Genomic DNA, 25,387 nt, shown 5'->3' on the forward strand with positions numbered 1-25,387 from the left:
ACCCGGGTGACCCCGCAACGCCCGGGCGGGACCGCGGTCCCGCGCCGCCCGATCTTCTGGAGACCGCCCTGGTGCAGGCCCTCGACACGCCCGTCCCCCTGTCGACCCTGGCGGCTCTCATGGTTGCGATGGCGGCCAAGCACTACCTGATCGACTTCGTCGTCCAGACCGACTGGATGGCCCGCGGCAAGGAGCGGGTCGCGGGCTGGGCGGCGCCGCTCGCCGTCCATGCCGGGACGCATGCCCTCGGCACCCTGGCGATCGCCCTGCTCTACAAGCCCGGCCTGTGGTGGCTCGCGTTCGTCGACTTCGTGGTCCACGGGCTGATCGACCGGGCCAAGACCCTGGTCGCCCACCGCACCCGCTGGCCCATGACCGACCCGCGTTTCTGGTGGCTGATGGGCTTCGACCAGTTCCTGCACCAGCTCACGAACGTCGCCCTGGTGGTGCTCCTCGTCCTCGCCTGAGATCGTCCCGGCGGCTCCGCCTCAGGCCGCCATGCTGACGGAACGCTCGCCCGCCCGGATGCGGCGGGCATGGAGTGCCAGGATCGGGTCGTCCGGGTTCGCCGCGTGCAGGCGCAGCAGCGCCTCGGCCGCGCCGGCCTCCCCCGAGACCAGCCGTCCGAAGGCCTCGCGATAGGCGTCCAGCGTGTCGCTGGCCTGTCCCGTCGGCTCGAACACCTCGACGCCCACGGATTTGCCCTTCAGCATCAGCGTCCCGATCGGCCGGAAGCTGACGCCGGACACCTGGTCGCAGGTGGTGCGGGCGATGCAGATGCGGGTGCCGAGGGCCTTGTTGGCGGATTCGAGCCGCGCCGCCGTGTTGATCGCGTCCCCGTGCGCCGTGTAGTCGAAGCGGCGCGTCCCGCCGAAATTGCCGACCACGGCGCGTCCGGTGTTGATGCCGATGCGGGTGGCGCCGAACGGCACGCCCTTGGCCCGCTGCCGCTGCCGAAAGGCTTCCGCGAAGCCGTCGAGGGCGAGGGCGCAGGCCACCGCCCGCTCGGCGTGGTCGGGCTGGTCGAGGGGCGCGTTGAACATGACGTGCACGGCGTCGCCGACGATCTTGTCGACGGTGCCGCCATGGGCCATCGCGATGGAGCACATGCCGTCCAGATAGGCGTTCAGCAGGTTGACCAGGGCCTCGGCACCCGAGGCCTCGGTCATCGCCGTGAAGCCTTCGAGGTCGGTGAAGAGGAACGTCATCTCGCGGCTCTCGCCGCCGAGCTTCAGCCGACCGGGATCGCTGGCCAGCACCGCCACCAGATCCGGCGACAGGTAGTGCGTGAACGCGGCGCGCAGGCGCTGGGCCGAGCGCTCCGAGCCGGCGTAGCGGGCGAGGCTCCCGCCCGCATGGGCGACGAGGAGGCCGAAGGTCGGCAGGGTCGGGTCGAGGAGGAGGCCGCCCCGGGCGAACAGCGCCAGGGTGGCGAAGGTCGGCACGGGCGCCAGGAAGGCCATGGCGAGCCCGGCGCTGCGCAGCCGCACGAAGCCGCAGGCCAGGGCGGCGGCGAGGCCGAGCAGCAGTGCCGCCACGATCTCCGCACCGAGGGCCCAGGCCGGACGACTGAGCGCCTGTCCGTTGACCGCCTGATCGAGGGCCATGGCGTGCAGGTTCACGCCGGGCTCGAACGGGGTCATCGGCGTCGGACGCAGATCCGACAACCCGACCGCGCTGGTCCCGAGGAAGATCGCACGGCCCTGGATCTCCGCGCGCAGGCCGGGACGCTGTTCGGGATCCAGCAGCCGCCAAGCCGGGATCGTCGGCGTCGAGCGGGCCGTCGGGTAGTGCAGGGCCAGAGCGCCGGAGCGATCGACGGAGAGGTCGACCGCTCCGACGCGGATCGTGTAGCCGGTCAGCGTCCCGCCGTCGCGCTCCGCCCGTACCGTGTAGCTCTCCTCGTCCTGCAGCACCCGCAGGGCGTCGAGGGCGAGCGAGGGCACCAGGCGGTCGCCGATCGTTGCGAGGAGCGGCAGGCGCCGGATGATCTCGTCGCTGCCGGCCGCGATGGCGAAGTTGCCGTGACCGGCGGCGGCCGCGTCGAGCACGGGCAGGTTCAGGACCGTGCCCTCGAAGTTCGGGACCGTTCCGGCGGGATCGCCGTCGATCGTCGCGAAGCCGGCACTGCGCGTCACGGGCGCGCCTTGCGCGTTCCGCGTCAGCGCGAAGCCCGCGACGACGCGGCCCCGTGCGAACACCGCCGCCAGGGCGGCGTCGTGGTCCGGCAGGGGCGTCGCGGATTCCACCGCGCGGAAGCCGAAGCGTCGCGTCCAGTCCGGAACGAGGAGCGCGGGCGAGGTGCGGTCGGGCTCGGCGAAGACCATGTCGAGGGCGACGACGCCGGCGTCGAGGTCCTGCAGGGCCGCGACGAGGTCCGCCACCACGTGACGGGGCCACGGCCACTGGCCGTGCCGCTTCAGGCTCTCCTCGTCGATATCGACGACCCGCACCGCGGCGCCGTCGGTCTGGCGGGGGTTGATCCGCTGGAAGCTGTCGAAGGCCGCCTGCCGCAGGCGCTCGAACGGCTCCGGAACGGCGGTTCGCACGGCCAGCAGGGTGAGCACCAGGCCAAGGCCCACGCCCACCGGGACCAGGCGTCGTAACAGGAACATCGGGACTGGGCTCCGCGCGGGGCGTCTTCGCGAACAGTCTCGCGCCGGCGTGCTGAGATCTCGTTAAGGATAGGACTCGGCCCGCGAAAGAAAGCGGTTGTCGTTCGCCAGCCCTTAACCGGCCCCCGCCACGCTTCGGCCCGGGCCATCACTGTGCCCAGCCTGGAACGTTCCGTGCCGAGTTCCCAAGCGACGACCCTGGACCATCATCACCTCCCGGCGGGTGCGCGCCTGTTCTCGGCCGGCGACGTGGGCGATGCCGCCTACCTCATCGTCAGCGGCCGGCTGGAGATCGTGCTCGAGCGTCCGGAGGGGGACCTCATCCTGGCGCATCGCGGGCCCGGCGAGATCGTCGGGGAAATGGCGATCCTCGATCACCAGCCGCGCTCCGCCGCGGTGCGGGCCCTGGAGGACAGCGAACTCGTCGTCATCACGGAGGAGCAACTCTCCCACCGCATCGCTCAGACCGATCCGATCCTGCGGATGTGCCTCGGCGTGGTGCTGGCGCGGTACCGGCAGACGGTGGCCATCCTCGAGCAGATGAAGGGCACTGCGCCGCCGCCGGTCCTCGGCGCCGATACACCCCCGTCCGAGACCTTCGCGGCCGCCCTCGGCGCCCTGTCGCTGGAGCGCGAGATCCGCGCCGGCCTGCGCAACGGCGAGTTCGAACTGTTCTTCCAGCCCATCGTGCGGCTGTCGTCGCGGCGGCTGGCCGGCTTCGAGGCCCTGATGCGCTGGCGCCACCCGACCCGGGGCCTGGTGCCGCCCATCGAATTCATCCCCGCCGCCGAGGCGTCCGGTCTCATCATCGACCTGACCGCGCATGCCTTCGCGGAAGTCGGGCGGGTCTTCCCCGAACTCATCCTCGCCGCCCAGGCCAATCCCGACGCGCTGGATGGTCCCCTCTTCATGACCGTCAACGTCTCGGGCCGCGACCTCGCCGGCGCCTCGTTCCCCGAGATGATCGCCGACTTCCTGGCCCGGACCCAGATCGCGCCCTCCAGCCTCAAGATCGAGGTCACGGAGAGCATGCTGATGGACAATCCCGAGCGCGCCGCCGCCACCCTCATGCAGTGCCGCAACGCCGGGCTCGGGATCGCGATCGACGACTTCGGAACGGGGTATTCCTCGCTGAGCTATCTCAGCACCCTGCCGGTGACGACCCTGAAGATCGACCGTGCCTTCGTGCGCACCCTCCTGGCCGATCAGACCAGCCGGGGCATCGTCCAGACGATCCTCCGGCTGGCCGACGATCTGGCCGTGTCCGTGGTGGCCGAGGGCATCGAGCAGGCCGCGGAGGCCGATCTTCTCGCCGGCATGGGCTGCGCCTTCGGGCAGGGGTATCATTTCGGGCGCCCCGCGCCCCTGGCCGGCGCGGTACAGGCGATCCGGACCTGGCCGGCGCCGGAGCCGGAGCGTCCCGGGCTTCGCCTGATCGCCAGAAAGCCCGACCGGTCGACCCGGCCGGGCTCGTCGGCGTTTCGTCCGGGAGGGCCGCGGCGGCCCTCAGCCGAACAGGATCATCGCCTTCGAGACGGTGCTCCAGATCCCCCAGGCGATCGGAAGGCCGACGGCGACCCAGGCGAGGATCGAGAGGGGCGTGACGCCGCCCCGGCCGATGCCGGCATCGCCGGTGCGGCCCAGCGCCGTGGCGTTTCCGCCCTTCGCGCTGGCGGCGAGTTCGGCGTCGCTCATGAACCAGCGCGCCGCGAGCGGCCGGACCAGGAGGTTGGCGACGAAGCCGGCCGCGAGGAAGGCCGCCAGGATATACATCGTGCGGGTATAGAGCGCCGCACCCTGGATGCCGGCATCGACCTGCGCCTGCCGGATCGCCGTCACCACGAAGGGTCCGACGACGCCGGCGGTCGACCAGGCGGTCAGGATCCGCCCGTGGATGGCGCCGACGAACTGCGTGCCGAAGATGTCGGCGAGGTAGGCCGGGATCGTGGCGAAGCCGCCGCCGTACATCGACAGGATCACGCAGAAGAAGGTCACGAACAGCGCCTTCGAGCCGATCGACGCCGCCCAGGGCGCGCCGGCATAGAGCAGGCATCCGAGGGCGAAGAAGGTGGCGTAGGTCACCTTGCGGCCGATCTTGTCGGACATGGAGGCCCAGAAGAAGCGTCCGAGGATGTTGAACAGCGACAGGAGGCCGACGAACCCGGCCGCCACCGCCGCGATCTGGGTCTTCTGGCCGGCATCGAGCTGTCCGAAGCCGACACCCGGCTGACCGATCAGGGCGCCGCCGAAGATCTCCTGCAGCATCGGCGATGCGAGGGCGAGCACGCCGATCCCGGCCGAGACGTTGAGGCAGAGAACCGCCCAGAGCAGCCAGAACTGCGGGGTCTTGTGGGCCCGGTCGAGGTGGACGTGGCCCGAGGTGATCATCGCGCTCTTGGCCGCCGGCGCGGTCCAGCCGTCCGGCTGCCAGCCGGCCGGGGGCACGCGGTAGCCGAAGGCGCCGCAGAGCATCGCCACGCTGTAGAGCCCGCCCATCACCGCGAGGGTCTGCCAGACGCCGGGGGAATCGGGGGTCTTGAAGGTGTTGATCATCAGGGTGGCGAGCGGCGAGCCGATCATGGCGCCGCCGCCGAAGCCCATGATGGCCATGCCGGTGGCCATGCCGCGGCGGTCGGGGAACCACTTCACCAGGGTCGAGACCGGGGAGATGTAGCCGAGCCCGAGGCCGATGCCGCCGATTAGCCCCATGCCGAGCCAGATCAGCCAGAGCTGATGCCCGTAGACGCCGAGTGCACCGATCAGGAACCCGCCGCCCCAGCAGAGCGCCGCCACCAGGCCGGCCTTGCGCGGGCCCGCCCGCTCCAGCCAGCCGCCGAACACGGCCGCGGAGAGACCGAGCATGACGATGCCGATCGAGAAGACGATGACGAGGTCGCTGACGCGCCAGTCGCAGGTGGTGGTGAACAGGGCCGTGGCGAGGCTCATGTCCGGGCAGGCCGCCGGCGCGGGCTGGCCGACGCTCAGCGCCCTGGACAAGGGCAGCCAGAACACGGACAGACCGTAGGACATTCCGATGCAGAGATGGATGGCGAGGGCCGCCGGCGGGACCAGCCACCGGTTGAAGCCGGGCTTCGCGACGATCGCCTCGCGGGACAGCCACCCGGGCGTGTGTGCGTCCGACAGGGACGCGTCAGAAACGCGAAGGTCCATTCCAGGCATTGCTCCCCCGATACGCCGCGGTGCAGCGATTTTTCGGGATTAAAGCATGGCGAGAAACGTCGTGCGACGGCGCTGGAGGCAAGCGTCGAACGTTTTGCTTGCCCTGCCAGGCGCTCCACGGTGTTTGCCAGCGCCTGATCGCAGGTCTCACTTCAATCCGGCGCGGCTGACGCTCGCATCGTCTGGTCCGACCGGTCCTGCCGGCGGTCTCACCCTCGGCATCCCGCGCGCCGACGCCGGCCATCGGTGGGTCGCCGGTCCGGATGGCCGGGTGAGCGGCGGTCAGGGCAAGGACGCAGCGTGGTGGGACGGGCGCCCGAGCCGCGGGATCAACCGCACGTAAACCAGCTCGCTCATCAGTTCGACCAGCGTCTGCGTGACGATGACGGCCGGCAGCAGGGGCGCTCCGCCCGGAACCGCGAAGGCGAGGGGCAGGACCACGAGCGAGTTTCGCGTCGCGGCGCTGAAGGCCAGGGTCCGCCCGGTGGGCGCGTCGAGCCGGAACACCCGCCCGGCGCCCCAGCCGATCAGTGGAGCGATCGCGGCGAAGGCCAGGTAGACGGGGACCGCCTGTGCGGCCGCCGCCCAGCTCGGTCCGAGCTGCGGCAGCACCGCGGCGATCACCACGAAGAGGACCAGGGCGGTCGCCGGGACCGGCAGCAGCCCGAGCCCGGCCGCGGCCCGTTCTCCGCGGTGGCTCCGCCCGCTCCAGACCTGCACGGCCCCAGCGGCGGCCAAAGGCAGGGCGATCAGCCAGCCGAAGGCGTGAAGGAAGGGGCCGACCTGCACGAACCGCCCCGCATCCGCGCCGAGAAGAAGACGCAGGTAGAGCGGCAACAGCGCCATCTGGGCGAGGAGAAGCGCCGGGGTCGCGGCCAGCAGGATCCTGGCATCCGCCCGTCCGAGATGGGCGAAGGTCACCACGTAGTCGACGCACGGCGTCAGCAGCACCAGCAGCACGCCCAGGCGCAGCATCGGGTCGGCGGGGAGCAGGAGCGTGAGCCCGGCGACCAGCAGCGGGATCGCGAGGAAATTCACGGCCATCAGCGCCGCCAGGAATCGGGCGCGGGTGAAGGCGTGGCCCAACTCCCGCAGGGGCACCTGCAGGAACGTCGCGAACAGCATCAGCGCCAGGGCCGGATTGATCCCCCGTTCCAGGGCCGCCGTTCCCGGCACCGTCAGAGCCGTCGCGGTCGCGGCGGCGACGGCCGCGAGGTAGAGCGCGATCTGACGGGCTTCGAGGCTGTCGCGCAGGGTTGCGATTCGGTTGCCCGGGCGATGGTCCTGGGCGTCGGCGGCCATCAGGCCGGGGCCGCCGATGCCGGGCGGCGGAAGACCAAGCCGAGGTTGTTCGCCGGCAGGACGATGCGGGTCTCGTGCCGCAGGCCGCGCCGCGCGGCCGCCTCCGCCACCGTCTCGAGATCGCGCACGCCCCAGCGCGGGTCCCGGGCACGCAGGTCCGCGTCGAAGGCCGCGTTGCTCTCGGAGGTGTGGCGGCCGCCCTCGCGAAAGGCGCCGTAGAGGAACAGGATGCCGCCCGGCGCGAGCGTGCGGGCGGCGCCGTCCATCAGCCCTTCCGTGGCCGACCACGGCGCGATGTGGACCATGTTGATGCAGAGGATGGCGTCGGCCCGCGCGATCGGCCAGGCGGCGTCGGCGGCGTCGAGCGCCAGGGGCGGCCGAAGGTTGGTGAGACCCGCGGCCTCCGCATGCGCCGCGATGCTGCGGCGATAGGCCGGCTCCGGGTCGCTCGGCTGCCAGGTCAGCGCCGGAAGGGCGGCCGCGAAATGCACCACGTGCTCGCCCGATCCGCTGGCGATCTCCAGGATCGTGCCGGTCTCGGGCAGGACGTCCCTCAGCACGCCGAGGATCGCCGCACGATTGCGCGCCACCGCCGGCGCGACCAGCGCCTCACGCCCCACATCCCAGTCCTTCATCGTCCATCCGTTCCTGTCGCGTCGCGGCGACCGTCATTCCAAATTCGCAACCCTGGCGCAAACGACGGAGCACGGCTGTTGCATCTCGACGCCGGAGGCATCAAACACCGAGCAGATTTTCGGGCCGTTCGGCTTGCCACCCCCCGGGTGCAGCGAGGCGAAGCGCCGGCATCCATCGCCGCCGTCCGTGATCATCACAGCTTTAAGGACAACGCTATGAAGACGCGCGCTGCGGTCGCGTGGGAGGCCAAGAAGCCTCTCACGATCGAGACCATCGACATCGAGGGACCCAAGGCCGGCGAAGTGCTCGTCGAGCTGATGGCCACCGGCATCTGCCACACCGACGCCTACACCCTCTCGGGCCTGGATTCCGAGGGCAAGTTCCCGGCGATCCTCGGCCACGAAGGCGCAGGCATCGTGCGCGAGGTCGGCGCCGGCGTCACCGCGCTGAAGCCCGGCGACCACGTCATCCCGCTCTACACCCCGGAATGCCGCAACTGTAAGTCCTGCCTGTCGCAGCGCACGAACCTCTGCACCGCCATCCGGGCGACGCAGGGCCAGGGCGTGATGCCGGACGGCACCAGCCGCTTCTCCTGCGTCTCCACGGGCGGAAGCCCGGGCGGGTCCAACACCCTGTTCCACTACATGGGCTGCTCGACCTTCTCGAACTTCACGGTCCTGCCCGCGATCGCGCTGGCCAAGATCCGCGAAGACGCGCCCTTCGACAAGATCTGCTACATCGGCTGCGGCGTCACCACCGGCATCGGTGCGGTGATCTACACCGCCAAGGTCTGGCCCGGCGCCAACGTCGTGGTGTTCGGCCTCGGCGGCATCGGCCTCAACGTGCTTCAGGCCGCCCGCATGGTCGGCGCCGACAAGATCATCGGTGTCGACATCAATCCGGACAAGCAGGAGATGGCCCGCAAGTTCGGCATGACCCACTTCATCAACCCGAAGGAGGTCGGCAACGATCACGTGGTCCAGGCGATCCTCGACGTGACCGGCGGCGGCGCGGACTTCTCGTTCGACTGCACCGGCAACGTCAACGTCATGCGCCAGGCCCTCGAGTGCTGCCACCGCGGCTGGGGCGAGTCGATCGTCATCGGCGTGGCCGAGGCCGGCAAGGAAATCGCGACCCGTCCGTTCCAGCTCGTCACCGGCCGCGTCTGGAAGGGCTCGGCCTTCGGCGGCGCCCGCGGCCGCACCGACGTGCCAAAGATCGTCGACTGGTACATGGAGGGGAAGATCAACATCGACGACCTGATCACCCACACCATGCCGCTCGAGCAGATCAACCACGGCTTCGACCTCATGCACGAGGGCAAGTCGATCCGCTCGGTGGTGGTTTACTAAGGATCGGGCTCGATCCGCCCCCTCTCCCCTCCGCGGGTGAGGGGGCGACCGCTCCGACGGTCGCGCTCCCGCGCCCGACCCGCCGACGCGGGGGAGCGGGACGCGCATCGGCACAATCCCTCGGTGACCCTACCTATGCCCCGAAGCGGGGCCAGCCCCCGGACAGGAGATCACGGCCCATGGAAACCATCTCGAAGGCCCGCGCCCATGGCGGCACGCAGGGCGTCTACAAGCACGATGCGCAGACCACGGGCTGCCCGATGACCTTCGCGGTGTTCGTACCGCCCCAGGCCGAGGCCGGTCCGGTGCCCGTGCTGTGGTACCTGTCGGGCCTGACCTGCACGCACGCCAACGTCATGGACAAGGGCGAGTACCGGAAGGCCGCGGCCGAGCACGGCGTCATCATCGTGGCGCCCGACACCAGCCCGCGCGGTGCCGGCATCCCCGACGAGGAGGGCAACTGGCAGTTCGGCTCCGGCGCCGGCTTCTACCTCGACGCCACCCAGGCGCCCTACGCCGCGAACTACCGGATGTGGAGCTACGTGACGGAGGAGCTGCCGGCGCTGATCGCCAAGGAGTTTCCGGCCGACATGTCCCGCCAGGGCATCTTCGGCCATTCCATGGGGGGCCACGGCGCGCTGACCATCGCCCTGACCTACCCCGACCGCTTCAAGTCCTGCTCGGCCTTCGCGCCGATCGCTCAGCCCTCCACCGCGGGTTGGTCGAAGCCGGCCTTCGAGAAGTATCTCGGACCGGATGCGAGCACCTGGCGCGCCCACGACGCCACCGCGCTGATCGCCGACGGCCACCGCTTCTCCGAGTTCCTGGTCGATCAGGGCACCGCCGACAGCTTCCTCGACGACGGCCTGCGTCCCTGGCTCCTGGAAGAGGCCTGCAAAACCGCCGGCATTCCCCTGACCCTGAACATGCGCGAGGGGTACGACCACTCGTACTACTTCATCTCGACCTTCATGGCCGACCACATCGCCTGGGCGGCGGCGCGCCTGAAGTAGGTCTTCTCACCCGGATGCGGCGACGAGGCGATCGAGCCGCATCCGGGTGATCAGCGCGATCTCGTCGAGGGCGGCCTGTTCCTCCTCGGCGGGCGCGCCCCGCAGGCGTGCCGCGAAGATCGCCAGGATCTCGGACCGCGCCCGGCCGCGCACCGCGATGATGAAGGGAAAGCCGAAGCGCCGGCGATAGGCGGCGTTGAGGCGGTCGAAGGCCTCCGCGTCCTCGGGCGGCATGTGGTCGAGCCCGGCGCTGCCCTGTTCGCTCGCCGAATCCGCCGTCATGCTGCGGGCCCGCGCCTCGGGGCCGGCGAGCTCCGGGTGGCCGTTGAGGAAGGCGATGCGGGTCTCGGCCGGCGCGGCGCGCACGGTCCGCATCATGGCGCCGTGCAACGCGTCGACGCTGGCGAAGGGCCCATGCGCATGGGCGCGCTCGGCGACCCAGGCCGCATGCTCGAATACGCCGCCGAACCGGACGACGAAGCCGGCGGCATCGAGCCGGTTGATGGCGGCGAGGTCGAGCTTCCCGGGATCGGCCATGGCGGTCAGCTGCCTCGGTAGGTGGCGCAGGTGCCCGGCGCGCACAGCATCGGCACATGGTAGTGCTGCCCCGCATCGAAGACCGCGAAGCGCACCACCGGATTATCGACGAAGATGTCGGCCTCGGTCACGCCGGGCTTGGCCTTCAGGTAGGCGTCGATGTGGAATTCGAGCTGGTACTGGCCGATCCGGGCCTCCGCGGCGGGTAGGATCGGCGCGTCGGTGCGCCCGTCCGCATTGGTGACGACGCTCTTCACGAGGCGCCAGGCTCCGCCCTCCATCACGGAAAAGTCGATGCGCACCCCGGGCGCCGGGCGGCCGCGATCCGCGTCGAGGACGTGTGTGGTGATGCCGGCCATGTGCAATCGGGCTCCGGACTGTGTCTCGCTCAAGGGTGGCCGAGGGGGCGTCAGCTGCCGCGATAGTAGGAGTAGCCCCACGGGGTGAACAGCACCGGCAGGTGGTAGCGCTGCCCGGCATCGCGGATCACGAAGCGGACCGGCACGAGGCTGAGGAAATTCGGTTGCGGCAGCGCCACGCCGAACCGCGCGAAGTAGGCCTCGAAATGCAGCAGCAGCTCGTACTGGCCGACCTTCAGGGCCTCGTCGACCAGGAGCGGCTCGGCCGGGCGGCCGTTGGCGGCGGTCGTCACGGTCTTGAGCGTGCGATAGGTGTCGCCGTCCCGGATCGCGAGGTCGCAGACCATGCCGGCACCGGGCGTGCCGTGGAAGTTGTCGATGGCGTGCAGGGTCAGGCGTGGGCCGAGGCCGGCCTGGGATTTCGGCGTCGTGGCCAGGGCGCTCGGCGGGGCCGGAGGGGCTTGCGCCAGGGCGCCGGTGGCGGCGACGGCACCGAGGCCGGCGCCGACGAGGCCGCGGCGCGTGAGGGCCGGACGCGGGAGAACCGATGGATCCATGGCGTGAGCTGCTCCAGGTCAGGCGGGTTCGTGCGCGGCGCGCGCCGCGGCCCGGCGGACCAGGGCGGCCGGCGCAGGCGGGATGAAGAGGAGGATGAGGAGGAGCGTGGCCACCTCGAAACCCGCGACGATCCAGAGTCCGGCGGCGGCCGAGCCGGTCTGCTCCCGCAGGGCTCCCATCACCGCCGGCGCGCCGAACCCGGCGAGGTTCGCCACCGCGTTGATCAGCGCGATGCCGGCCGCCGCGGCCGAACCGGCGAGGAACCGCCCCGGGATCTGCCAGAAGACCGGAATGGCGCTCATGGTGCCGGCGATCGCCACCGTGAGGGCGACGATCGACAGCGCCGGACTGATCGGGACGAGCACGCCGAGCAGCGCGATCGCCACGGCGCCGATCAGGGCCGGGATGCCGCAATGGAAGCGGGCCTCGCCCGAGCGGTCGGAATGGCGTCCGTTGAGGATCATCCCGGCTGCGCCGCAGAGATAGGCGCCGGACATGATCCAGCCGATGGTGAGCGGGTCGGTGTATCCCGCCTCGCCGACCACGCTCGGCCCGAAGAACGTCAGGGCCGAGTTGGCGGTGATGATGCAGAAGAAGATCGCGATGCACTGCCAGACCCGGACATCCCGCAACGACGCCAGGATGCGGTGCTCGCGCGGTCCCAAAGCCGCCGCGTCGCGCGCGAGGTCCGCAGCGACCAGGGCGCGCTGCTCGGGCGTCAGCCAGCCGGCCTTCTCCGGACGGTCGGTCAGGTAGAACAGCGTGACGATGCCGGCGAGGATCGACGGGATGCCTTCGAGGAGGAAGACCCACTGCCAGCCGGACCAGCCGTTCACCCCGTCGAGCCCGGTCATGATCGTGCCGGCGAGCGGTCCGCCGATCACCCCGGCGATGGCGGAGGCCGACATGAACAGTCCGAAGACCTTCGCGCGTCGCTCGGTGGGGTACCAGTAGGTCAGGAACAGGATCACGCCCGGATAGAAGCCCGCCTCGAACACCCCCAGGAGGAAACGCAGCAGGTAGAACAGGCCTGCGGTGGTGACGAACATCATCGCCACGCAGCAGAGACCCCACAGCAGGGTGATGCGCGCGATGGTCTTGCGGGCGCCGATATGCTCGAGGAGGAGGTTGCTCGGCACCTCGCAGAGGAAGTAGCCGATGAAGAAGATCCCGGCGCCGATGCCGTAGACGGTCTCGCTGAACTTCAGGTCGGCGAGCATCTGGAGTTTGGCGAAGCCGATGTTGACCCGGTCGATCCAGGAGAGGACCCAGAGGAACATCAGGAACGGCAGCAGCCGCCAGGTGATCCGGCGATAGGTCTTGTCGAGGCCGGCCGGCGAGGGCTGTTCGGGCGCCATCAGTCAATCCGCAGCCCCGGCGATTCGAACCGGGATGATGCATCAAAATGATGCAAATCGGGGGCCAAGGCGACGCGTCCGACCGGGTGCTCGGCCACGAACCTGGGGATGGACGCGCCCTGCCGCGCGGGGAACGCCTCGGCTCGGTACACGTCCCCGATCCACCTCGCGTACAGACGGCCCTCGTCCCACGCGAGTCGCGAACCATGCCCCTGTCGAACGCTGCCGGTCCCGGCGTCTCCCGGCCCACCGCGTGACCGCGACGGTCATCCTCGCCCTGGTGCCGATCGCGCTGCTGATCGGCCTCGGCATGCTGCTGCGCCGCCATGGCTTCCTGGCCGAGGCCTTCTGGGGTCAGGCGGAGCGCCTCGGCTACTACGTGCTTCTCCCGGCGCTGTTCATCCACGGGCTGGCCACGGCACGTCTCGACGGCGTGCCCGTCCTCACCCTGGCGGGCGTCCTCGTGGCATCGACCCTCGCGGTGGCGCTCGTGCTGCTCGCGATCCGGCCGCGTCTCGGCCTCGACGGCGCGGCCTTCACCTCGGTGTTCCAGGGCGGCGTGCGCTTCAACAACTACGTCGGGGTCTCGGCGGCGGCGGGGCTGTTCGGCCTGCAGGGCATCGCCCTCGCGGCGGTCGCCAACGCGGCCATCGTGCCCACGGTGAACATCCTCTGCGTCCTCGTCTTCGCGCGCTTCGGATCGGGCGGCCGGCGCGCGCCGCGGGCGATCGTCCGCCAGCTCCTCCTGAATCCCCTGGTGGTCGCCTGCGGCCTCGGCATCGCCCTGCAGGCGACGGGCCTCGGGCTGCCGCCGGGCCTGGAGCCCACGCTGAGGGCCCTGGGGCAGGCCTCCCTTCCCCTCGGTCTCCTCTGCGTCGGCGCCGCCCTCGATCCCCGTACGGTCCGGACCTGGCTGCGTCCGGTGGTCATCGCGTCGGTCGCCAAGTTCGTGCTGATGCCGGCGGTGACGATCCTGGCCTGCCGCGCCGCCGGCCTGTACGGGCCGGCCGCCGCCACCGCCCTGCTGTTCCAAGCGCTGCCGACGGCGTCATCGTCCTACATCATGGCCCGGCAGCTCGGGGGCGACGCGCCGCTGATGGCCGGGATCCTCGCCTTGCAGACCCTGCTCGCCGGGCTCGCCATCCCCCTGGTCATGCTCCTCCTGGAGGGGTTCACCGCCTGACGGCCTCAGGCGGCGTAGCGGGCGAGCGCCAGGTCGGCATGGTCGATGTCGGGCGTGCGCCCGGACATCAGGTCGGCCAGCATCCGCCCGGAGCCGCAGGCCATCGTCCAGCCCAGGGTGCCGTGCCCGGTGTTGGTGTAGAGGTTGCCATAGCGCGTGGCGCCGACGATGGGCGTGCCGTCCGGCGTCATCGGCCGCAGGCCGGTCCAGAACTTGGCCGCCGCGAGGTCGCCGCCGTTCGGGAACAGATCCCGGACGCAGCGCTCCAGGGTCGCCCGGCGCGGGGCGCGGAGGACATCGCTGAAGCCCGCGAGCTCGGCCGTGCCACCCACCCGGATCCGGTCCCCGAGGCGCGTGAGCGCGACCTTGAAGGTCTCGTCCATGACGGTGGAGACCGGCGCCTGGTCCGGGTCGGTGACCGGCAGGGTGAGCGAGTAGCCCTTCACGGGGTAGATCGGCAGCCGAAGCCCGAGGGGCTGGAGAAGACGGGGCGTGAAGGAGCCCATGGCGGCGACGTAGGCATCGGCCCGCAGCGTCTCGGATCCGCAGACCACCCCCGTCACCGTGTCGCCCGCAGTTTCGAGGCGATCGATCCGCGTCCCGTAGCGGAAACGGACGCCCATCCGCTCGCACAGGTCCGCGAGGCTCTGCGTGAACAGGTGGGCGTCCCCGGTCTCGTCACCAGTCAGGCGAAGGCCCCCGACGATCGTGCCGCGAACGCCGGCCAGCGCTGGCTCGGCCGCGATGCATCCGGCCGGGTCCAGCACCGCGTAGGCGACACCGTAGGTATCGAGGACGCGGGTGTCGTCGCCGACATGGTCGAGCTGTTTCTGCGTGCGGAAGAGCTGGAGGGTGCCGCGCGTGCGGTGGTCGTAGGCGATCGCGGTCTCGGTCCGCAGGTCGCGCAGGACGTCCCGGCTGTACTCGGCGAGCCGGACCATGCGGCCCTTGTTGCGGATATACGCCTCCTCGGTGCAGTTCGCGAGCATCCGCGCAAGCCAGCCATAGAAGCGCGGCTCGACGGTCGGCCACAACACCAGCGGCCGGTGGCGCATCATCAGCCACTTCATCGCCTTGATCGGAATGCCGGGGGCCGCCCAGGGGGCCGAGTAGCCCGGCGAGACCTGGCCCGCATTGGCGAAGCTGGTCTCCATGCCGGCGGCGGGCTGCCGGTCGATCACCGTGACGGCATGGCCGGCCTTGGCGAGGTAATAGGCCGTGCTGACGCCGACCACGCCGCTTCCGAGAACCAGGACCCGCATCGCACGTCTCCACGTAGGCCGGGAACGCCAAGCATAGGCGGGGCCACGCCGCTCGCCGCCCCGATCGCTCCGGTCCCACCGCCACAGAAACACCCGATCGTGCGAGCGGTGCAGCGAAGATCGTGCAGGTTCTGCCATCGAAGCGTGGATGGACGCACGATCCTGCGATACGATGCACGATCATGGGACACACCGCCCGAGGATGCCGATGCCGCTCGACGCGATCGATCACGCGATCATCCGGGTTCTTCGGGAGGATGCGCGGATCCCGAACGCCGCGCTGGCGCAGCGCGTCGGTCTGTCGGCCTCCGCCTGCCTGCGGCGCCTGCGGATGCTGGAGCGCGAGGGCACGATCCGCGGCTACACCGTGCTTCTCGACGGGCCCGGCTCCGCCGGCCTGGTGGTGATGACCCGGATCGCCCTGGAGCGGCAGACCGAGGACTGCCTCAACCGGTTCGAGGCGGCCGTGCGGCGCTGCCCGGACATTCAGGATTGCTACCTGATGACCGGCGATTCCGATTATCTCCTGAAGATCCGCGTCGCCGACATGGCGGAATACGAGCAACTGCATCGGTCGGTGCTCTCGAAGCTGCCCGGCGTCGCCCGCATCCAGTCGAGCTTCACCATCCGCAGCGTCGTCGGCGGGTGATCGCCCCGGCGTCGAGCCGAGGCAAAGCCCGCGAGGGCTCTGGTCACGCGAGCTCAAGAACTCTAGTTGGCTAATGAAGCAGGGTGAGGCCGGAGTCGGGGATGCTGGGTTGGTTCAAGGCGTTGATGCCGCGCGAGGACCGGTTCTTCGACCTGTTCGAGCGGCATTCGCGCACCCTCGTGGCCGGCGCCGAGGCGCTGCAGGGTGTGCTCCAGGGCGGCGACGCCGTTCCGCGCTACTGCCAGCAGGTGGTGGAGCACGAGCATGAGGCCGACACCATCACCGCCGAGGTCCTGCTCGCGGTGCGCCGGAGCTTCATCACACCGTTCGACCGGGGCGACATCAAGGATCTGATCCAATCGATGGACGACGCCATCGACCAGATGAACAAGACGGTGAAGACGATCGCCCTCTACGAGGTCCGCAGCTTCGAACCCCTGATGCAGGAGATGGGCGGCACCGTGATCGAGGCGGCCCGGCTCACCGCCGAGGCCATCCCCCTGCTCACGGCCGTCGGAACCCATGCCGGGCGCATCAACACCCTGACCGAGCAGATCACCCGGGTGGAGGGACGCTCGGACGAGATGCAGGAGCGCGGTCTCAGGGCGCTCTACCAGGCCCACCGCAAGGATGGCGGGGACGGCGATACGATGGCCTACCTGATCGGCGCGGAGATCTACGGTCACCTCGAGGACGTGGTGGATCGCTTCGAGGACGTCGCCAACGAGATCAGCGGCATCGTGATCGAGAACGTGTAGGCGCCCCGATGACCGACGCCGCCGCGCTCGCCCTGCCCGCCCTCGTCGGCCTGATCGCCGTCGCACTGTTCTTCGATTTCCTCAACGGGCTGCACGATGCGGCCAACTCCATCGCCACCATCGTGTCGACGCGGGTGCTGAGGCCGCAATTCGCGGTGCTGTGGGCGGCGTTCTTCAACTTCATCGCGTTCCTGTTCTTCGGCCTGCACGTGGCCCAGACCCTCGGCACCGGGATCGTCGATGCGGGGATCATCGATCCCCGGGTGATCTTCAGCGCGCTGATGGGCGCCATCACCTGGAACATCGTCACCTGGGTCTTCGGGATTCCGTCGAGCAGCTCGCACGCCCTGGTGGGCGGCCTCATCGGCGCGGGCGTCGCCAAGGCCGGGTTCAGTGCGGTGGTCTGGAGCGGGCTGACGAAGACGGCCGCCGCCATCGTCCTCTCCCCCCTCCTCGGCTTCCTGCTCGCGCTCCTCCTGGTGCTCGTGGTCTCCTGGCTCTGCGTGCGTGCCACGCCGTTCGCGGTCGACCGGCGCTTCCGCGCCCTGCAGTTCGTCTCGGCCTCGCTGTACTCCCTCGGCCACGGCGGCAACGATGCGCAGAAGACCATGGGGATCATCGCGGTGCTGCTCTACTCGCAGGGCCACCTCGGCGCATCCTTTCACATCCCCCTGTGGGTGGTGATCTCCTGCCAGTCCGCGATGGCGCTGGGCACGCTGCTCGGCGGCTGGCGCATCGTGCACACCATGGGCTCGAAGATCACGCGCCTGAACCCGATGCAGGGCTTCTGTGCCGAGACCGGGGGCGCGATCACCCTGTTTGCCGCCACCTGGCTCGGGGTACCGGTCTCCACGACCCACACCATCACGGGTGCGATCATCGGCGTCGGCGCGGCGCGGCGGACCTCGGCGGTTCGCTGGGGCGTCGCCAGCAACATCGTGGTGGCCTGGGTTCTGACGCTGCCGGCCGCCGCCCTGATCGCCGCGGCCTGCTACGCCGTGACCGCCCTGGTCGGCTGAAGCCCGGTCCGGCCGGCACGTGACATCGGGATGGGAGGTGACCCGGGGATGCTGGGTAACGTCGAGATCGTCTGGCGCCTGCTCCTGGCCGCGATCCTGAGCGGGCTGATCGGCATCGAACGCGAGCGCCTGCTCTGGGCCGCGGGCATGCGCACGCACATGCTGGTCGGCGTCGGCGCCTGCCTGATCATGATCGTCTCGGCCTTCGGCTTCGCCGACGTGCTGGGAACGCAGAACGTCAGCCTCGATCCCTCGCGCATGGCCGCCCAGGTCGTCTCCGGCATCGGCTTTCTCGGGGCGGGAACGATTCTCCTCCGCGGCGAAGTGGTGAAGGGGCTCACCACCGCCGCGAGCCTCTGGGCCGTGGCGGCCGTCGGCCTGGCGGTCGGCGGTGGCCTCTACGTGGCGGGCATCGCCACCACGGTGATCCTGCTGGTGATCCTGGTGGGGATGAAGCCCCTGCAGGCGCGCTACCACGACCGGATGCACGTCCGGCCGCTCCGCGTGGTGGCCAAGCCCGGCTGCATCTCGATGGAGGCGGTCCAGGCCGTGTCCGGCGTGCGCCCCTCCCGAATCCGTCAATTCGTGACGCGGCGCGGGTCCGACGCTGAATTCGACGAGACACGGATCACCTTCGTCCGGCTGTCGCGCGGCTCCGTGGAAGACATCGCACAGAAACTTCGGAGTCATCCCGGGGTGATCACGGTCGATGATCTTCCCGAATCCGGCTAGGCATGCATGATGACCCGCAACCCTCGCGGCATGACCGCGCCGGGATGTTGGGTTGGGAAACGATTGCGGTTCAAGGTCCGTGAAACGCGCTCTTCGACGGCGGATCTTGCGGCGCCATTCGGGCGTTTGGGACCACGAACGCGCGTCGCCCTCCCCCCGGTCCGGGACGTCGTCGGGACCGTGAAACGACGGAGGGAGGACGAGATCGTGATCAGCGCAAGCGAGGCCACCTGCGCCGTGCCGGCCGCTTGTCTCCAGCGGATGCCGGTCCGTCCTTGAGCCGGCGTCGTTCATCCGCCGAGGCCGTTTCCGACGACAAGGGCAAGCGGGCCAAGAGCCACGTCTTTCTGGTCGCCGTGAAGCAGCGCCGCGAGGCCTTGCGCGTCTACGCGGTGCTGACCTCCGCGCAGGACGCGGCCCTGGCGATCGTCGCGGCCGAGAATGCGGAGGGTGCGGCGGTCGAAGCGGCCGGGCGCCTCTCCAAGAAACTGGCGCGGCCCCTGAAGCTGAAGCCCGAGGTGCCGCACCCCATCTGACCGAAGCCGCCCCTAGCGGGACCGGCAGATCGCCCGATCCGTATAGAGCACGATGTCGCCCGGCTTCGGATTGTTGACGGTGAACGGCTCGATGCTGTCCCGGGGCAGGAACCCGCGCCCGAGCTCCCGGTCGAAGAAATCGTGGCCGATCTCCATGTAGCAGCGATCGAGGACGGCGGTGTATCGCAGCGACGTCTGCACCGCGGCACCTCCGACCCCGTCACCACCTCGGGCTCCATAGGCATCGCAGTAGCCCGACAGCTCGAGGCTGCCGGGGCCCGAGAGCCGGATCGCGCGCGACGTGCCGGGTCTGACCACGAAGGACGGGCCGCCCTGCTGCGCGCCCACCAGCGTCAGGGGCGAACGGTTATAGACGTGCCGGATGCAGTCGGCGCTCGCGGCGCCCGCGCTCGCGGCCAGCGCGAGGACGGGCAACGCCGCCCGGCCGAACCACCGAAATCCCTTTTGCATCACGCACCTTTGCCAAGAAGACTGAATTGCCAAGAAAGCTGAATTGCCGAGACGATCGGATGAGACGGCCTGCGCCAACAGCTAGGGCATCGGGTCGCCCGCGGCGAGACCGCCTCAAGGCGTCAGCAGGGGCGACAGCGTGCGGATGTCGGCGACGGTTTCCAGGGCGTTCAGGCGGCCGATGAGATCGTCGGCTTTGCCGGCGCCGATGACCGGGACGATGAGATCCCGGACCTTCGCGCTGACCCGCTCGGTGCTCAGGGGATTCTCCTTCGTACCGGGTGGATACTTGGTCATGTGTTCGACGGTGCGGCCGTCGGACAGGGTGAGCGCCACCCGTGCGCTGCGCGGGGCCTCGGGCATCATCAGGGTGGGATCGCCGACGAGCTCGATCCGGTCGCGGACCGCCCGGATCGCCGGATCCTGCATCAGGGTGGCGTCGTGGCTGTCGGCGAAGGAAACGCCGCCGCGCACCAGCGCGAGGGCGACGAGGTGCTGGCAGCTCACGTCCGGCATGGCGCTGTGCCCGACGATGCCGATGGCGTCCGTGGGCAGGCTGACGCGGACGTGCCGGACGTCCTCGGCGCTCAGGCCATGCTCCGTCTGCAGGGTCAGCACCGCATCGAGGGGCGACTGGATCGGGTAGCCGACGGAGTACGTCTTGATGGCCGTCTCGGCGACGTAGAAGCGCGTCCCGAGATCCGCCACCATCGCTTCGGGCTTTGGGGCGCTCGACAGGGCGATGAACAGGTTGTGGGTCCCGTCGAGGACGTCGGCGACGCCGGTGAGACCCGCCTCGACCATGCTGACGGCGGTCACGCCGTTGCGGGCGCCCATGCCGGCGAAGTCGAACGCCTTCTCGATGTGGTCCTCGTCCTTGACCCAGCTCCAGAGTCCCGAGACCTGCTGGGCCGCGTAGGAGAGGGCGAACCGCGTGCGTTGCTCGTCGAGGCAGGCCAGGGACGAAGCCGCCCCGAGGGCGCCGAAGGTGGAACTCGTGCCCTCGGCACTGCGATGGCTGCCGCGCACGAGGTCCGGGCCGAGCGCCATCAGCAGGCGGCAGCAGAGGTCGTAGCCCAGCGCGACGGCGCGCAGCATCTCCTCGCCGGACCGGCCGTCCCGCTCGGCGATGGCCAGCGCCGCCGGGACCGTCGCCGAACCCGGATGTGCCTTGGTCACGGGCTCGAAATCATCGGTCTCGTCCGCATGGGCGCACATGGCATTGGCCAGGGCGGCGTTGATCGCGCTGGTCCGCAGATCGGTGCCGACGACGCTGCACTGCGCGACGCCGCCCTGCCCGCGGACATAGCCGGCGGCCATCGTGCCGGGTCGCATCCGGGCACCCGAGAGCATGGCTCCGAAGGTGTCGAGGATGCGATGCTTGCAGGCGGTCATCACCTCCGGTGGCAGCGGAGCCTCGCGGGCCGCCACCATGTAGCGGGCGAGGCGTCCGGTGATGTCCGTGCCCGGCACCGTCTCGGCCGCGCGAACCGGCCAGGTCATCGATGCCAGCGCGGCGCCGCTGCCCGACAGCAGCCGACGACGGTGCATCGTCATCCCGAGCGTGTTGCGGTCCATGGCGCCGGCCCCCTGCGTGTCGCGTTGGCCGCACACTGCGCCTGCTGGACACCGCTGCAAAGTCTCCTCCCGCAAGACGTCACCCGGCGCTCATCGTCGAGGCGAGGGCCAAGCGCTTCTTAAGTCCTCGCTGTGTCGCCCGGTCCTCTCGTCGACGGCCCACGAAATCTCGCAGCCTGCCGCCGCTGACTGCGCAAGCAGCGGACGTCGAGCCTTGCGACCTCTCGAGGTGTTCGGGCGCACACGAAGGTTCACGTCTTCCCACTCTGGAGAAATTCCAGGGACCGACGGCCCGAGTTCTGCGTTCTCGCTGAGCACTCCTCGCAGAAGGCAGGCGCACGTCTGGACGGATCCCGCGCGGTTCCGTGTCACGCCCTGGACCAAGATCGCCCCACCGAGCGTTCTCCTGGCCTGCGACGTAACCGGGCGCCCGTCCGCTGGCAGCCTCCTCCCGCTTCAGGTTCAGAGAACGCCATGCCAAGTTTCGGAGAGAATGAATTGAGTCGACGTGACGTCATGGCCGGAGCAACGGCCTGTGCGGCCTTGGCCGCAGTCCCCGCGCGGGCCGAGGGTCGGCCCGAGACTGCCGGTCCGGAACAGCCCGTGCTGGCGAAGGTGTCGCTGACGGTGAACGGTCAGCGCCGCGAGCTTGAACTCGACACCCGCACCAGCCTGCTCGACGCCGCGCGCGAGCACCTGCACCTGACCGGCTCCAAGAAGGGCTGCGACCACGGCCAGTGTGGCGCCTGCACGATGATCGTCGACGGCCGGCGCATCAATTCCTGCCTCACCCTCGCGGTGATGCACCAGGGGTCGGAGATCACCACCATCGAGGGGCTCGGCCAGCCCGACGCCCTGCACCCGATGCAGGCCGCCTTCATCAAGCATGACGGCTACCAGTGCGGCTACTGCACGCCGGGCCAGATCTGCTCCGGCGTCGCCGTGCTCGCCGAGATCAAGGCCGGGATTCCCAGCCACGTCACCGCCGATCTGAATGCGCCGATGCAGGTCACGGACGCCGAGATCCGCGAGCGCATGAGCGGCAACATCTGCCGCTGCGGCGCCTATTCCAACATCGTCGAGGCGATGACCGAGGTTGCCGGGAGGCCCGCATGAAGTCTTTCACCTACGAGCGCCCGAACTCGCCCGCGGACGCCGCCGCCGCCGTGTCCCGCAACCCGAACGCCAAGTTCATCGCGGGGGGCACGAACCTCCTCGACCTGATGAAGCTGCAGATCGAGACGCCGACGCACCTCGTCGACGTCAACGGCCTCGGGCTCGACACGATCGAGGCCACGCCGGAGGGCGGCCTGCGCGTCGGAGCCCTCGTCCGCAACACCGACCTCGCCGCTGACGCCCGGGTCCGGAAGGACTACGGCGTCCTGAGCCGCGCCCTGCTCGCGGGGGCCTCCGGTCAGCTGCGCAACAAGGCGACGACGGCCGGCAACCTCCTGCAGCGCACCCGGTGCCCGTATTTCTACGACACCGCCCAGGCCTGCAATAAGCGCCAGCCGGGATCCGGCTGCTCGGCCCTCGACGGCGTCTCGCGCCAGCTCGCCGTCATCGGTGCCAGCGAGGCCTGCATCGCCACGCACCCGGGCGACATGGCCGTCGCCATGCGCGTGCTCGATGCGACCGTCGAGACCGTAGATGCCAAGGGCGCTTCGCGAAAAATCCCGATCGCCGACTTCCACCGCCTGCCGGGCGACCGGCCGGAGGTCGACACCACGCTGGCGCCGGGCGAGCTGATCACGGCGGTGACGTTGCCGAAGCCCCTGGGCGGCGCGCACATCTACCGCAAGGTCCGGGATCGCGCCTCCTACGCCTACGCCCTGGTTTCCGTGGCGGCGGTGGTCCAGCCGGACGGCAGCGGCCGGGCGGCCTTCGGCGGCGTGGCACACAAGCCCTGGCGGGTGGAGGCGGCGGAGGGCGAGATGGCCCTGGGCGCCAAGGCGGTGACCGCACAGGTCTTCGCCGGTGCCAAGCCGACCCACGACAACGCCTACAAGCTGACGCTGGCCGAGCGCACGCTCGGCGCCGCGCTGAACGAAGCGAGGGCCTGATCCATGAAGTTCGATACCCCCGCGGGCCAGAATCCGATCGACCAGCTCAAGGTCGTCGGCAAGGCCACCGATCGCATCGACGGCAAGTTCAAGACCACCGGAACGGCGCCCTACGCCTATGAGCGCCACGACGTGGTGGCGAACCAGGCCTACGGCTACGTGCTCGGCGCCGGCATCGCCAAGGGCCGCATCCGCGCCATCGACACGGCGGCCGCCAAGGCGTCGCCCGGTGTCGTCGCCATCGTCACCACCCTGGACATGCCGGCCCTCGGTCTCGGCCGGATGAACGCCGCGAACCTCTTCGGCGGACCGCAGATCCAGCATTACCATCAGGCCATCGCGGTCGTCGTGGCCGAGACGTTCGAGCAGGCGCGGGCCGCGGCGTTCCTCGTCAAGGTCGACTATGCCCGCGAGGCCGGTCAGTTCGACCTCGAGGCCGTGGCGTCGTCCGCCAAGCCGGTTCCCGGCGACAGCGGCGAGGGCAGCGGCGGCGGTAGCGAAGACCGCGCAGGCGACTTCGAGGGGGCCTTCGCGTCGGCGCCCGTCACGTTCGACGAGACCTACACGACCCCCGACGAGAGCCATGCGATGATGGAGCCGCACGCGACCATCGCCGCCTGGGAGGGCGACAAGCTCACCCTCTGGACCTCCAACCAGATGATCGCCTGGACCAAGGGCAGCATCGCCAAGATTCTCAGCATTCCGGAGGCCTCGATCCGCGTCGACTCGCCCTATATCGGCGGCGGCTTCGGGGGTAAGCTGTTCGTGCGCTCGGATGCCGTGGTGGCGGCCCTCGCCGCCAAGGCCGCCGGCCGGCCGGTCAAGGTCGCCCTCACCCGGCCGCTGGTGGCCAACAACACCACGCACCGGCCGGCCACGATCCAGCGCATCCGCATCGGTGCGACCCCGGACGGGACGATCACCGCCATCGCGCACGAGAGCACCTCGGGCAACCTGCCGAAGGGCAAGCCGGAGACGGCGGTGGATCAGACCAAGCTCCTCTACGCCGGCGCCAATCGCCTGACGGCGATGAAGCTCGCCCATCTCGACCTGCCCGAGGGCAATTCGATGCGGGCCCCGGGCGAGGCGCCCGGCCTGATGGCCCTCGAGATCGCCATGGACGAGATGGCCGAGAAGCTGGGTATGGACCCGGTCGCCTTCCGTGTCCGCAACGACACCCAGGTCGATCCGGGTCATCCGGAGCGCCCGTTCTCCCACCGCAACCTCGTCGGCTGCCTCAAGCTCGGCGCAGAGACGTTCAACTGGTCGGCCCGCAACCCGAAGCCCGGCCAGGTTCGCGACGGGCGCTGGCTCGTCGGCATCGGCATGGCGGCGGGCTTCCGCAACAACCTGCTGATGAAGTCGGGCGCCCGCGTCCGCCTCGGGCGCGACGGCATCGTCACGGTCGAGACCGACATGACCGACATCGGCACCGGCTCCTACACGATCATCGCCCAGACCGCCGCCGAGATGATGGGCGTGGGCCTGGACAAGGTTGTGGTCCGCCTCGGCGATTCGTCCTTCCCGGTCTCGGCCGGCTCGGGCGGACAGTTCGGTGCGAACAACTCCACCGCCGGCGTTTATGCCGCCTGCGTCCAGCTCCGCGAGGCGGTGGCCCAGCGCCTCGGCTTCAACTCGGCCGACGTGGCGTTCGAGGACGGACAGGTCCGCTCCGGCAACCGCACTGAGACCCTGGCCAAGGCGGCCAGCGACGGCGAACTGGTGGCCGAGGATTCGATCGAGTACGGCGACCTCGCCAAGAAGCAGCAGCAATCGACCTTCGCGGGCCACTTCGTCGAGGTCGGCGTCGATATCGACACGGCGGAGATCCGGGTGCGTCGCATGTTGGCGGTCTGCGCGGCCGGGCGCATCCTCAACCCGAAATCGGCACGCAGCCAGGTCATCGGCGGCATGACGATGGGCGTCGGCGGCGCGCTGATGGAGGAACTCGCCGTCGACACCAAGCGCGGCTTCTTCGTGAACCACGATCTGGCCGGCTACGAGGTGCCGGTGCATGCCGACATCCCGCATCAGGAGGTGATCTTCCTCGACGAGGTCGATCCGCAATCCTCGCCGATGAAGGCGAAGGGGGTGGGCGAGCTCGGTATCTGCGGTGTCGGCGCGGCGGTGGCCAACGCGGTCTACAACGCCACCGGCGTGCGGGTGCGAAGCTACCCGATCACCCTCGACAAGCTCCTCGGCCAGATGCCGGACGCCGCCTGAGAT

The 25,387-nt window shown here is 70.1% G+C and carries 23 protein-coding genes and 1 pseudogene; 13 read left to right on the forward strand and 11 right to left on the reverse strand.

Annotated features, from left to right (window positions below; genetic code table 11):
* Positions 1 to 71: 71 nt before the first annotated feature.
* Positions 72 to 467 carry a DUF3307 domain-containing protein gene (locus AC0IY1_RS06075; protein WP_471768437.1) on the forward strand — a complete coding sequence of 132 codons (396 nt, stop codon included), beginning with the start codon at positions 72 to 74 and terminating at the stop codon, positions 465 to 467.
* 21 nt (positions 468 to 488) lie between these two features.
* Here the strand turns inward: AC0IY1_RS06075 and AC0IY1_RS06080 are convergent, their stop codons facing one another.
* Positions 489 to 2,615 (reverse strand): CHASE2 domain-containing protein, encoded by a 2,127-nt coding sequence (locus tag AC0IY1_RS06080; protein WP_471768439.1) that lies wholly within the window; start codon positions 2,613 to 2,615, stop codon positions 489 to 491.
* A 249-nt stretch (positions 2,616 to 2,864) separates the two neighbouring features.
* Here AC0IY1_RS06080 and AC0IY1_RS06085 point away from each other — a divergent pair.
* Positions 2,865 to 3,914: pseudogene (locus AC0IY1_RS06085) on the forward strand (EAL domain-containing protein); the annotation flags it as partial.
* Positions 3,915 to 4,121: 207 nt separating this feature from the next.
* Here AC0IY1_RS06085 and AC0IY1_RS06090 read toward each other — a convergent pair.
* The 3 genes from AC0IY1_RS06090 to AC0IY1_RS06100 form a co-directional block, all read right to left on the reverse strand.
* The gene (locus tag AC0IY1_RS06090) at positions 4,122 to 5,786 is read right to left on the reverse strand and encodes an OFA family MFS transporter (protein ID WP_471768440.1); all 1,665 of its coding nucleotides are present in this window, start codon (positions 5,784 to 5,786) and stop codon (positions 4,122 to 4,124) included.
* 291 nt (positions 5,787 to 6,077) lie between these two features.
* A complete protein-coding gene (locus tag AC0IY1_RS06095; RefSeq protein ID WP_471768441.1) occupies positions 6,078 to 7,097 on the reverse strand; it encodes an arsenic resistance protein in 1,020 nt (339 codons plus the stop codon).
* Positions 7,097 to 7,732 (reverse strand): DUF938 domain-containing protein, encoded by a 636-nt coding sequence (locus AC0IY1_RS06100; protein WP_471768443.1) that lies wholly within the window; start codon positions 7,730 to 7,732, stop codon positions 7,097 to 7,099. Before AC0IY1_RS06100 ends, AC0IY1_RS06095 begins: the two co-directional genes overlap by 1 nt.
* 216 nt (positions 7,733 to 7,948) lie before the next feature.
* Here AC0IY1_RS06100 and AC0IY1_RS06105 point away from each other — a divergent pair, with 216 nt between their 5' ends.
* Both AC0IY1_RS06105 and fghA read left to right on the forward strand, forming a co-directional pair.
* Positions 7,949 to 9,085, forward strand: coding sequence for an S-(hydroxymethyl)glutathione dehydrogenase/class III alcohol dehydrogenase (locus AC0IY1_RS06105; RefSeq protein ID WP_055952486.1), 1,137 nt, complete (start codon positions 7,949 to 7,951; stop codon positions 9,083 to 9,085).
* Between the two features lie 179 nt (positions 9,086 to 9,264).
* Positions 9,265 to 10,098: an S-formylglutathione hydrolase gene (gene fghA / locus AC0IY1_RS06110; RefSeq protein ID WP_471768444.1), complete on the forward strand. Its 834-nt coding sequence runs from the start codon at positions 9,265 to 9,267 to the stop codon at positions 10,096 to 10,098.
* 6 nt (positions 10,099 to 10,104) lie between these two features.
* Here the strand turns inward: fghA and uraD are convergent, their stop codons facing one another.
* The 4 genes from uraD to AC0IY1_RS06130 are packed head-to-tail and all read right to left on the reverse strand — an operon-like array spanning position 10,105 to position 12,910.
* On the reverse strand, positions 10,105 to 10,635 hold the full coding sequence (gene uraD, locus AC0IY1_RS06115; RefSeq protein ID WP_471768446.1) for a 2-oxo-4-hydroxy-4-carboxy-5-ureidoimidazoline decarboxylase: 531 nt from the start codon (positions 10,633 to 10,635) through the stop codon (positions 10,105 to 10,107).
* Positions 10,636 to 10,640: 5 nt separating this feature from the next.
* Positions 10,641 to 10,994: a hydroxyisourate hydrolase gene (uraH, locus tag AC0IY1_RS06120; protein WP_471768447.1), complete on the reverse strand. Its 354-nt coding sequence runs from the start codon at positions 10,992 to 10,994 to the stop codon at positions 10,641 to 10,643.
* Between the two features lie 50 nt (positions 10,995 to 11,044).
* Positions 11,045 to 11,551 carry a hydroxyisourate hydrolase gene (uraH, locus tag AC0IY1_RS06125; protein WP_471768449.1) on the reverse strand — a complete coding sequence of 169 codons (507 nt, stop codon included), beginning with the start codon at positions 11,549 to 11,551 and terminating at the stop codon, positions 11,045 to 11,047.
* 18 nt (positions 11,552 to 11,569) lie between these two features.
* The gene (locus AC0IY1_RS06130) at positions 11,570 to 12,910 is read right to left on the reverse strand and encodes an MFS transporter (RefSeq protein WP_471768451.1); all 1,341 of its coding nucleotides are present in this window, start codon (positions 12,908 to 12,910) and stop codon (positions 11,570 to 11,572) included.
* 253 nt (positions 12,911 to 13,163) lie between these two features.
* Here AC0IY1_RS06130 and AC0IY1_RS06135 point away from each other — a divergent pair, with 253 nt between their 5' ends.
* Entirely contained in the window at positions 13,164 to 14,093 is a 930-nt protein-coding gene (locus AC0IY1_RS06135) for an AEC family transporter (protein WP_471768453.1), read from the forward strand.
* A 5-nt stretch (positions 14,094 to 14,098) separates the two neighbouring features.
* Here AC0IY1_RS06135 and AC0IY1_RS06140 read toward each other — a convergent pair whose 3' ends face one another.
* A complete protein-coding gene (locus tag AC0IY1_RS06140; RefSeq protein WP_471768455.1) occupies positions 14,099 to 15,355 on the reverse strand; it encodes a D-amino acid dehydrogenase in 1,257 nt (418 codons plus the stop codon).
* A gap of 208 nt (positions 15,356 to 15,563) precedes the next feature.
* On the opposite strand from AC0IY1_RS06140, the gene AC0IY1_RS06145 reads away from it, so the two are divergent.
* From AC0IY1_RS06145 to AC0IY1_RS06165, 5 genes are all read left to right on the forward strand, one after another.
* The gene (locus tag AC0IY1_RS06145) at positions 15,564 to 16,004 is read left to right on the forward strand and encodes an Lrp/AsnC family transcriptional regulator (protein ID WP_471768457.1); all 441 of its coding nucleotides are present in this window, start codon (positions 15,564 to 15,566) and stop codon (positions 16,002 to 16,004) included.
* Between the two features lie 101 nt (positions 16,005 to 16,105).
* Positions 16,106 to 16,762 (forward strand): DUF47 domain-containing protein, encoded by a 657-nt coding sequence (locus AC0IY1_RS06150; RefSeq protein WP_055952464.1) that lies wholly within the window; start codon positions 16,106 to 16,108, stop codon positions 16,760 to 16,762.
* An 8-nt stretch (positions 16,763 to 16,770) separates the two neighbouring features.
* Positions 16,771 to 17,781, forward strand: a complete 1,011-nt coding sequence (locus AC0IY1_RS06155) for an inorganic phosphate transporter (RefSeq protein WP_471768459.1) — start codon at positions 16,771 to 16,773, stop codon at positions 17,779 to 17,781.
* A 48-nt stretch (positions 17,782 to 17,829) separates the two neighbouring features.
* Positions 17,830 to 18,513, forward strand: a complete 684-nt coding sequence (locus tag AC0IY1_RS06160) for an MgtC/SapB family protein (protein WP_471768460.1) — start codon at positions 17,830 to 17,832, stop codon at positions 18,511 to 18,513.
* Positions 18,514 to 18,788: 275 nt separating this feature from the next.
* A complete protein-coding gene (locus AC0IY1_RS06165) occupies positions 18,789 to 19,049 on the forward strand; it encodes a hypothetical protein (protein ID WP_055952455.1) in 261 nt (86 codons plus the stop codon).
* A gap of 12 nt (positions 19,050 to 19,061) precedes the next feature.
* Here AC0IY1_RS06165 and AC0IY1_RS06170 read toward each other — a convergent pair whose 3' ends face one another.
* Both AC0IY1_RS06170 and AC0IY1_RS06175 read right to left on the reverse strand, forming a co-directional pair.
* Positions 19,062 to 19,520 carry a hypothetical protein gene (locus tag AC0IY1_RS06170; RefSeq protein ID WP_471768462.1) on the reverse strand — a complete coding sequence of 153 codons (459 nt, stop codon included), beginning with the start codon at positions 19,518 to 19,520 and terminating at the stop codon, positions 19,062 to 19,064.
* Positions 19,521 to 19,634: 114 nt separating this feature from the next.
* Positions 19,635 to 21,098, reverse strand: a complete 1,464-nt coding sequence (locus AC0IY1_RS06175; RefSeq protein ID WP_471768463.1) for an MmgE/PrpD family protein — start codon at positions 21,096 to 21,098, stop codon at positions 19,635 to 19,637.
* A 516-nt stretch (positions 21,099 to 21,614) separates the two neighbouring features.
* On the opposite strand from AC0IY1_RS06175, the gene paoA reads away from it, so the two are divergent.
* Genes paoA through paoC form a run of 3 tightly spaced genes read left to right on the forward strand, consistent with a single transcriptional unit; the run spans position 21,615 to position 25,384 of the window.
* Positions 21,615 to 22,214 carry an aldehyde dehydrogenase iron-sulfur subunit PaoA gene (paoA, locus tag AC0IY1_RS06180; RefSeq protein WP_245436024.1) on the forward strand — a complete coding sequence of 200 codons (600 nt, stop codon included), beginning with the start codon at positions 21,615 to 21,617 and terminating at the stop codon, positions 22,212 to 22,214.
* On the forward strand, positions 22,211 to 23,161 hold the full coding sequence (locus tag AC0IY1_RS06185; RefSeq protein ID WP_471768464.1) for an FAD binding domain-containing protein: 951 nt from the start codon (positions 22,211 to 22,213) through the stop codon (positions 23,159 to 23,161). Before paoA ends, AC0IY1_RS06185 begins: the two co-directional genes overlap by 4 nt.
* Positions 23,162 to 23,164: 3 nt before the next feature.
* The gene (paoC, locus tag AC0IY1_RS06190; protein WP_471768466.1) at positions 23,165 to 25,384 is read left to right on the forward strand and encodes an aldehyde oxidoreductase molybdenum-binding subunit PaoC; all 2,220 of its coding nucleotides are present in this window, start codon (positions 23,165 to 23,167) and stop codon (positions 25,382 to 25,384) included.
* Positions 25,385 to 25,387: the final 3 nt, after the last annotated feature.

Source organism: Methylobacterium sp. AC690, from assembly GCF_979256535.1.

Excerpts from the sequence above, each read along its gene's own strand:
- AC0IY1_RS06080 (WP_471768439.1), bottom strand. The coding sequence starts at position 2,615 with ATGTTCCTGTTACGACGCCTGGTCCCGGTGGGCGTGGGCCTTGGCCTG.
- AC0IY1_RS06090 (WP_471768440.1), bottom strand. The coding sequence starts at position 5,786 with ATGGACCTTCGCGTTTCTGACGCGTCCCTGTCGGACGCACACACGCCC.
- AC0IY1_RS06095 (WP_471768441.1), bottom strand. The coding sequence starts at position 7,097 with ATGGCCGCCGACGCCCAGGACCATCGCCCGGGCAACCGAATCGCAACC.
- AC0IY1_RS06100 (WP_471768443.1), bottom strand. The coding sequence starts at position 7,732 with ATGAAGGACTGGGATGTGGGGCGTGAGGCGCTGGTCGCGCCGGCGGTG.
- AC0IY1_RS06105 (WP_055952486.1), top strand. The coding sequence starts at position 7,949 with ATGAAGACGCGCGCTGCGGTCGCGTGGGAGGCCAAGAAGCCTCTCACG.
- fghA (WP_471768444.1), top strand. The coding sequence starts at position 9,265 with ATGGAAACCATCTCGAAGGCCCGCGCCCATGGCGGCACGCAGGGCGTC.
- uraD (WP_471768446.1), bottom strand. The coding sequence starts at position 10,635 with ATGGCCGATCCCGGGAAGCTCGACCTCGCCGCCATCAACCGGCTCGAT.
- uraH (WP_471768447.1), bottom strand. The coding sequence starts at position 10,994 with ATGGCCGGCATCACCACACACGTCCTCGACGCGGATCGCGGCCGCCCG.
- uraH (WP_471768449.1), bottom strand. The coding sequence starts at position 11,551 with ATGGATCCATCGGTTCTCCCGCGTCCGGCCCTCACGCGCCGCGGCCTC.
- AC0IY1_RS06130 (WP_471768451.1), bottom strand. The coding sequence starts at position 12,910 with ATGGCGCCCGAACAGCCCTCGCCGGCCGGCCTCGACAAGACCTATCGC.
- AC0IY1_RS06140 (WP_471768455.1), bottom strand. The coding sequence starts at position 15,355 with ATGCGGGTCCTGGTTCTCGGAAGCGGCGTGGTCGGCGTCAGCACGGCC.
- AC0IY1_RS06145 (WP_471768457.1), top strand. The coding sequence starts at position 15,564 with ATGCCGCTCGACGCGATCGATCACGCGATCATCCGGGTTCTTCGGGAG.
- AC0IY1_RS06150 (WP_055952464.1), top strand. The coding sequence starts at position 16,106 with ATGCTGGGTTGGTTCAAGGCGTTGATGCCGCGCGAGGACCGGTTCTTC.
- AC0IY1_RS06155 (WP_471768459.1), top strand. The coding sequence starts at position 16,771 with ATGACCGACGCCGCCGCGCTCGCCCTGCCCGCCCTCGTCGGCCTGATC.
- AC0IY1_RS06160 (WP_471768460.1), top strand. The coding sequence starts at position 17,830 with ATGCTGGGTAACGTCGAGATCGTCTGGCGCCTGCTCCTGGCCGCGATC.
- AC0IY1_RS06170 (WP_471768462.1), bottom strand. The coding sequence starts at position 19,520 with ATGCAAAAGGGATTTCGGTGGTTCGGCCGGGCGGCGTTGCCCGTCCTC.
- AC0IY1_RS06175 (WP_471768463.1), bottom strand. The coding sequence starts at position 21,098 with ATGGACCGCAACACGCTCGGGATGACGATGCACCGTCGTCGGCTGCTG.
- paoA (WP_245436024.1), top strand. The coding sequence starts at position 21,615 with ATGGCCGGAGCAACGGCCTGTGCGGCCTTGGCCGCAGTCCCCGCGCGG.
- AC0IY1_RS06185 (WP_471768464.1), top strand. The coding sequence starts at position 22,211 with ATGAAGTCTTTCACCTACGAGCGCCCGAACTCGCCCGCGGACGCCGCC.
- paoC (WP_471768466.1), top strand. The coding sequence starts at position 23,165 with ATGAAGTTCGATACCCCCGCGGGCCAGAATCCGATCGACCAGCTCAAG.